Origin of the sequence: Rhizobacter sp. (genome assembly GCF_031412495.1) — a bacterium.
In the GTDB taxonomy this organism is placed as follows: domain Bacteria; phylum Pseudomonadota; class Gammaproteobacteria; order Burkholderiales; family Burkholderiaceae_C; genus Schlegelella_A.
This window is the reverse complement of sequence record NZ_JANODC010000469.1, coordinates 1-6,033: the sequence shown is the minus strand read 5'-3', so window position 1 is coordinate 6,033 and position 6,033 is coordinate 1. Positions and strand designations below refer to the sequence as shown.

Here is a 6,033-nt window from a genome sequence, read left to right as displayed (position 1 = left end):
CCCTGCACGCGCAGGACGAACTCGTTGCGCACGCGATTGGCCGTGGCGAAGGTCGCCGCGCGATCCGGATCGCAGACCACCTGGACGAGGCCGTCGCGGTCGCGCAGGTCGATGAAGATCACCCCGCCGTGGTCGCGCCTTCGATGCGCCCAGCCCATCAGCGTGACCGTCTGGCCGAGCAGCGTTTCGCTCGTCAGGCCGCAATACGTCGTTCTCATCACTTCGCTCCAGGATTCGTGGGGTGGGGGCCGGCGCTCGAAGCGGGCCCAGCGCCGAGGCGGCGCGCGGGGAGTGCAGGCCGAACGGGCGTGCCGCTCAGCCGGTCGGGTTTCGCAAGACCGCGGCGGCCCGCCCCTTGCGCACGCCGGGCGCGACGACGCCCATCGAGATCACGTACTTGAGCGCGTCGTCGACCGTCATCGCCAGCGGAATCACGTCGGCCCGCGGCAGCATCAGGAAAAAGCCCGAGGTCGGGTTCGGCGTCGTCGGCACGTAGATGCTGAGGTAGTCGCCCGTCAGGTGCAGCGCCGCCTCGCCGCCCGGCCTGCCGGTGACGAAGGCGATGGTCCAGGAGCCGGCGCGGGGGTACTGCACCAGCACCGCCTCGCGGAAGGCGTTGCCGCTGCTCGAGAACAGGGTGTCCGAAACCTGCCGCACCGAGTTGTAGATCGACTTGACGATCGGGATCTTGCTGAGGATGCGGTGGCCCTGCCGCAGCGACCACTGGCCGACGATGTTGGTGGCGAAGATGCCCGTCAGGAGCAGGCCGAGCAGGACCACGACCACGCCGAGGCCCGGTACGTGGCGGAGCTTTTCGACCGACGCGTGCGCGGTGGCCGGCAGGACGATCTGCGTGCCGCTGAGGAGCCACGCGAACATGCCGTCGAGCAGCCCGAGCACGGCCTGCAGGACCCAGATCGTGACCGCCAGTGGCAGCCAGACCAGGAGGCCCGCGATCAGGTACTTCTTCACGCCACGTTCTCGCTCGCCCGACGCCGGCCTCAGGTGCCGGTCTTGCCGGCGGGCGGTGCCGGCGACGCCGGCGCGGGAGCGGGCGCGGGCGCGCTCGCCGGCGCTGGGCCGTCGGTTGCCTTGCCCGCCGTGCCGCTGCCGTCGGCTTTCGCCGGCGATGCATCGCCATCGCTCTTGTTGTCGGCCGGCTTGTCGCCGGCGCCGGGCTTGTCGCCCTCGCCTTCGGCCGCCTTCTTCGTCTTGTTGTCGCCGCGGAAGTCGGTGACGTACCAGCCCGAACCCTTGAGCTGGAAGCCGGCGGCGGTGACCTGCTTGGCGTAGGTCGACGCCCCGCAGGCGGGGCAGACGCTCAGCAGGGGGTCGGAAATCTTCTGCAGCACGTCCTGCGCGTGGCCGCAGGTGGTGCAGCGGTATGCGTAGATCGGCATCGCCGCGCCTCGAGAATTTGGAACAACCCGACAGTATAAATCGCCGGTAGCCTCGCGGGGGATCAGTGCAGGCGGGACACGAGCTGCATCGCTGCCACGGCCAGGAAGAAGCCGAGGGCGGTGAAGACAACCGCCGACAGCAGCCGGTTCGTCCGCCGCTGCTCGGCCGCCAGCGCTTCCAGGGCGCGCACGTGCGGCTGCGGCCTCGGTTGCAGCGCGGCGTGGACCAGCCGCGGCAGCTGCGGCAGCAGGTGGACGTAGCGGGGCGCTTCCTTCTTCAGCTGCTCCACCAGGCCGGCCCAGCCGACCTGCTCCTCCATCCAGCGCTCGAGGAAAGGCTTGGCCGTGCTCCACAGGTCGAGATTCGGATCGAGGTCGCGGCCGAGCCCCTCGATGTTGAGCAGCGTCTTTTGCAGAAGCACCAGCTGCGGCTGGATCTCGACGTTGAAGCGGCGCGAGGTCTGGAACAGGCGGAGCAGGACCTGGCCGAGCGAGATGTCCTTCAGCGGCCGGTCGAACTGCGGTTCGCAGACGGCGCGGATCGCCCCCTCGAGCTCGTCGATCCGCGTCGCCGGCGGGACCCAGCCGCTCTCCACGTGCAGCTCGGCGACCCGCTTGTAGTCGCGGTGGAAGAAGGCGATGAAGTTCTGCGCCAGGTAGTCCTTGTCGAACTCGGTCAGCGTGCCGACGATGCCGAAGTCGAGCGAGATGTAGCGCCCGAAGGTTTCCGGGGCGATCGAGACCTGTATGTTCCCCGGGTGCATGTCGGCATGGAAGAAGCCGTCGCGGAACACCTGCGTGAAGAAGATCGTCACGCCGTCGCGGGCCAGCTTCGGGATGTCGACGCCGGCGTCGCGCAGCCGCTGCACGTGGCTGATCGGCACGCCGTTCATGCGCTCCATGACGATGACGCTCTGCGTGCACAGCTCCCACACCATCTCCGGCACCATCACCAGGCCGAGGCCCTGCATGTTGCGGCGCAGCTGCGCCGCGTTGGCCGCTTCGCGGACGAGGTCGAGCTCGTCGTGCAGGTAGTTGTCGAACTCGGCCACGACCTGGCGCGGCTTCAGGCGCTTGCCGTCGGGCGACCAGCGCTCGACCCAGCGCGCGAGATGCCGCTTCAGGGCGACGTCGTCGTCGATGGCGGCGAGCATGCCGGGGCGCAGCACCTTCACCGCCACCTCGCGGCCGTCCTTGAGCACGGCGAAGTGGACCTGGGCGATCGACGCGCTGGCCACCGGCGTGGCCTCGAAGCTGGCGAAGACGGCCTCGAGCGGCCGCCCGAAGGCCCGCTCGACCATCGCCCGCGAGACGGCGTCGGGAAACGGCGGGACACGGTCCTGCAGCTTGGCGAGCTCCTCGGCGATGTCGGCCGGCAGCAGGTCGCGCCGCGTCGACAGCACCTGGCCGAACTTGACGAAGATCGGCCCGAGCCGCTCCAGGCCGAGGCGAAGGCGGACGCCGCGCGGCGCCTCGAGCCGGCGCCCGACGGTGATGACGCGGACGAGGAAGCGGACCCAGCGCTGCCGGAACCCCGACAGCGCGAGTTCGTCGAGACCGAAGCGAAAGACCGTGACCCAGATGACGACGAGCCGGGCGATGTGCCTCATCGGCCGGTCGGCTCCGCGTCGGCGGGCGGCTTGCGCGCACCGAGGTCGCGCACCGCCCGGGCGGCGTCGCGCAGCGCACTGGCGACGAAGCCGCCGAGCCGGGCGAGCTCGCGCGCCGGCGCGTCGCCGACGATACGTGCCAGGTCGTCCTGCGCGTCCCAGCGCAGGTTGTCCATCAGCCAGTCGAGATCGCTGGCGAAGGCGGCGTCGCCGGAGACGGTGATCACCGGTCGCTCGCCGGTGACCAGGCGGCCGAGCAGTGCGGCCGGGTTGGCGGCGTCGATGGCGACGCGCAGGTCGGGCGGCAAGTCGCTCGGCTCCTCGATCCACTCGACGAGCCCGGCCGGCGTGATGCGGAAGGCGAACGGACCGATCGCGGGCAGCAGCGACGGCCAGCCTGCGAGCTCCAGATGCATCGTCCGCGCCGCGTGCGGACGCAGCCGGTCGACGGCGACCGGCTCGGCACCGAGCAGGTGGTTGACGAGCAACACGAGCCGCTCCAGGACCGAGCGCTCCGCCAGCGCTTTGACCGCCTCGAGCATGCGCGGATTGTAGGCACCGCGGCGCGATGGCCGCGGTCGCCGAAGGTCACGCCCGGCGCAGTTTCCTGCGCCTGGCGACGAAGCCGACCGCCCCGAGCCCGGCCAGCATCAACGCGTAGGTCTCGGGTTCGGGGATCGGCGCGGCGACCGTCAGGCCCTGCAGCTGCGCGGCGCTCGAGCTCAGGCCGCCGATGCCATAGGTGCCGAGCAAGGTCGCTGCGCCGGTACCCAGGTTGATCGAGTAGATGCCTGTCTTCGCGTCGCCGCTTCGCTCCAGGACGAGCGCAGCGAACGCGGTGCCCGGGGCCCCGATGTCGAAACCGAGGACGGCCGTGACGTCGAAGTCGGGCCCGCCGAGGCTGCCGACGGTCACCGTCCCGCCGGCATTGGGATTGCTGAACGAATAGAGGGCGTTCGACTCGGCGTCGATGCCGTAGAGCACGGTCCCTGTCGCAGGATCGCGGTCGTTGTTGCTGTAGGCCACGCCGTCCAGGCGCATCGTCGCGCCGTTGAGCGGGGTGTCGACGATCACGTTGCCGGGTGGCGAAGTGCCGGCCGGGTTGACCTGGACGCGCAGGTTCTGCCCGCTGTCGGAGACGATGCGCAGCGAGTTCGGCCCGCTGCTGTTGTTGTCGGGGACCGGATTGAAGTCGAAGCCGAAGGACGCGCCGGCCAGGCCGGTGGACAGCGAAGCGACGAAGCTGGCGGCGCCGGTCGTCGGGTTCAGGGTGTAGAGCCTGTGGGCGCTCGACACGCCGTACAGCAGGCCGGTGCTGGGCCGCAGGTCGATGCCGAGCAGGCGCTCGTCGCCGAGCAGCCCCGTGACCGCGACCTCGGGGCTGCCGAAGAGGGGGTTCGCGCTGTCGATGCGGACGAGCTTGTTGGTGGTGGTGAGGCCGATCAGCGACTCGGCCCGGGCCGGTGCGGCCGCTGCCAGGGCGAGGACCAGCCCGGCAGCGAGGCCGGAGGGTGTGAAACGCATTGCCATCGAACTTCCTTCGGGTTGGGGGAGTGCCCGGGACCATGCCCCGGACCTCGTGCGTACGAGTCGCACGGGCTCCTGGATGCACGCGCGACGCTCTCCCCCGACAGCCGACCCCGCGAACGGAGGGGGCCGGTCGACCCTCGATAATCCGGCTCCCCTGCCGACGTGTCCCGACATGATCCTTCTCACCGGCGCCACCGGCTACATCGCCTCGCACACCTGGCTGGCCCTGCACGAGGCAGGCTTCCGGGTCGCCGGCCTCGACGACTTCTCGAACAGCTCGCCCGAGGTCCTGCGCCGGCTCGCCGCGCTCGGCGCTGACATCTCCAACTTCACGCGCGCCGACGTGCGCGACAAGGCTGCGCTCGACGCCCTCTTCGCCAGCGGCGAGATCGAGGCGGTGGTGCACTTCGCGGCCCTGAAGGCGGTCGGCGAAAGCGTCGCCGAACCGCTCCGCTACTACGCCGTCAACGTCGGCGGGCTGGTCGCGCTGGCCGAGGCGATGCAGCGGCACGGCTGCAGGACCATCGTCTTCAGCTCGAGCGCGACGGTCTACGGCCAGCCCGAGCAGCTGCCGATCCGCGAGGACGCGCCGCTGACCGCGACCAGCCCCTACGGTGCGACCAAGCTCGTCAGCGAAGGCATCCTGCGCGACATGCAGGCGTCCGATCCCGCCTGGCGCGTCGCCCTGCTGCGCTACTTCAACCCGGTCGGTGCGCACCCGAGCGGCGCCCTCGGCGAGGACCCGCGCGGCACGCCGAACAACCTGATGCCTTACGTCGCCCAGGTGGCGGTTGGCAAGCGGCCCCGGCTGCAGGTCTTCGGCGGCGATTACGACACGCCCGACGGCACCGGCGTGCGCGACTACCTGCATGTCCTCGACCTGGCAGAGGGCCACGTCGCGGCGCTGCGCAGGCTGCTCGCCGGCGACCGCGCCATCACCGTCAACCTCGGCACCGGGCGCGGCAGCAGCGTCCTCGAGCTGGTGCGCGCGTTCGAGCGCGCCAGCGGCCGACCGGTCCCGTACGACATCGTGCCGCGGCGGCCGGGCGACGTCGCCTCGTGCTACGCCGACCCGTCGCTGGCCGAGCGGCTGCTCGGCTGGCGCGCCACCCGCGATCTCGATGCGATGTGCGCCGACACGTGGCGCTGGCAGACCGCCAATCCCAACGGCTTCGGCACCGCCTCGTAACGGCTCGGCGCCGCGCCGCGCCTCAGAGCAGGGCCTGCTGACGGGCGAGGCGCCAGGACGGCGCGCCTTCCTTGGCGCCGGAGAGCATCCACAGCTCGCGGAACGGTACGGCGCCGGTATCGGCCGACTCGCGGATCAGGCCCGAGAACTCGACGCTCGCCAGGTAGGCGGCGCCGAGCTCCTCGAGCCCGAGCAGTTCCGCATGCAGCGTGAGCACGTCGGTGCGGTTGGGCAGGCCGCCGCGCGCCTCCAGGACGTCGAGCAGTTCCTCGAGCATCTCGGGTGTGGTCAGGCGGGTCAGCGC

General features: G+C 71.0%; 6 protein-coding genes and 3 pseudogenes. 1 reads left to right on the top strand and 8 read right to left on the bottom strand.

Annotated elements, in window-relative coordinates:
- The 7 genes and pseudogenes from AC30N0_RS17480 to AC30N0_RS17450 all read right to left on the bottom strand — a co-directional run.
- On the bottom strand, positions 1-218 hold a 218-nt coding region (locus tag AC30N0_RS17480), incomplete at its 3' end, for an OB-fold nucleic acid binding domain-containing protein (RefSeq protein WP_489519166.1).
- 97 nt (positions 219-315) lie between these two features.
- Entirely contained in the window at positions 316-972 is a 657-nt protein-coding gene (locus tag AC30N0_RS17475) for a DUF502 domain-containing protein (protein ID WP_489519165.1), read from the bottom strand.
- A 29-nt stretch (positions 973-1,001) separates the two neighbouring features.
- The gene (locus tag AC30N0_RS17470) at positions 1,002-1,400 is read right to left on the bottom strand and encodes an FmdB family zinc ribbon protein (RefSeq protein WP_489519164.1); all 399 of its coding nucleotides are present in this window, start codon (positions 1,398-1,400) and stop codon (positions 1,002-1,004) included.
- Between the two features lie 62 nt (positions 1,401-1,462).
- Positions 1,463-3,010, bottom strand: a complete 1,548-nt coding sequence (gene ubiB, locus AC30N0_RS17465) for a ubiquinone biosynthesis regulatory protein kinase UbiB (protein WP_489519163.1) — start codon at positions 3,008-3,010, stop codon at positions 1,463-1,465.
- A complete protein-coding gene (locus tag AC30N0_RS17460) occupies positions 3,007-3,552 on the bottom strand; it encodes a hypothetical protein (protein ID WP_489519162.1) in 546 nt (181 codons plus the stop codon). Before AC30N0_RS17460 ends, ubiB begins: the two co-directional genes overlap by 4 nt.
- A 46-nt stretch (positions 3,553-3,598) precedes the next feature.
- Positions 3,599-3,694 (bottom strand): annotated as a pseudogene (locus AC30N0_RS17455) (PEP-CTERM sorting domain-containing protein); the annotation flags it as partial.
- Positions 3,695-3,757: 63 nt separating this feature from the next.
- Positions 3,758-4,534, bottom strand: a pseudogene (locus AC30N0_RS17450) (DUF4394 domain-containing protein); the annotation flags it as partial.
- A gap of 178 nt (positions 4,535-4,712) precedes the next feature.
- On the opposite strand from AC30N0_RS17450, the gene galE reads away from it, so the two are divergent.
- Entirely contained in the window at positions 4,713-5,729 is a 1,017-nt protein-coding gene (gene galE / locus AC30N0_RS17445) for a UDP-glucose 4-epimerase GalE (RefSeq protein ID WP_489519161.1), read from the top strand.
- A gap of 22 nt (positions 5,730-5,751) precedes the next feature.
- Here the strand turns inward: galE and AC30N0_RS17440 are convergent.
- Positions 5,752-6,033: pseudogene (locus AC30N0_RS17440) on the bottom strand (hypothetical protein); the annotation flags it as partial.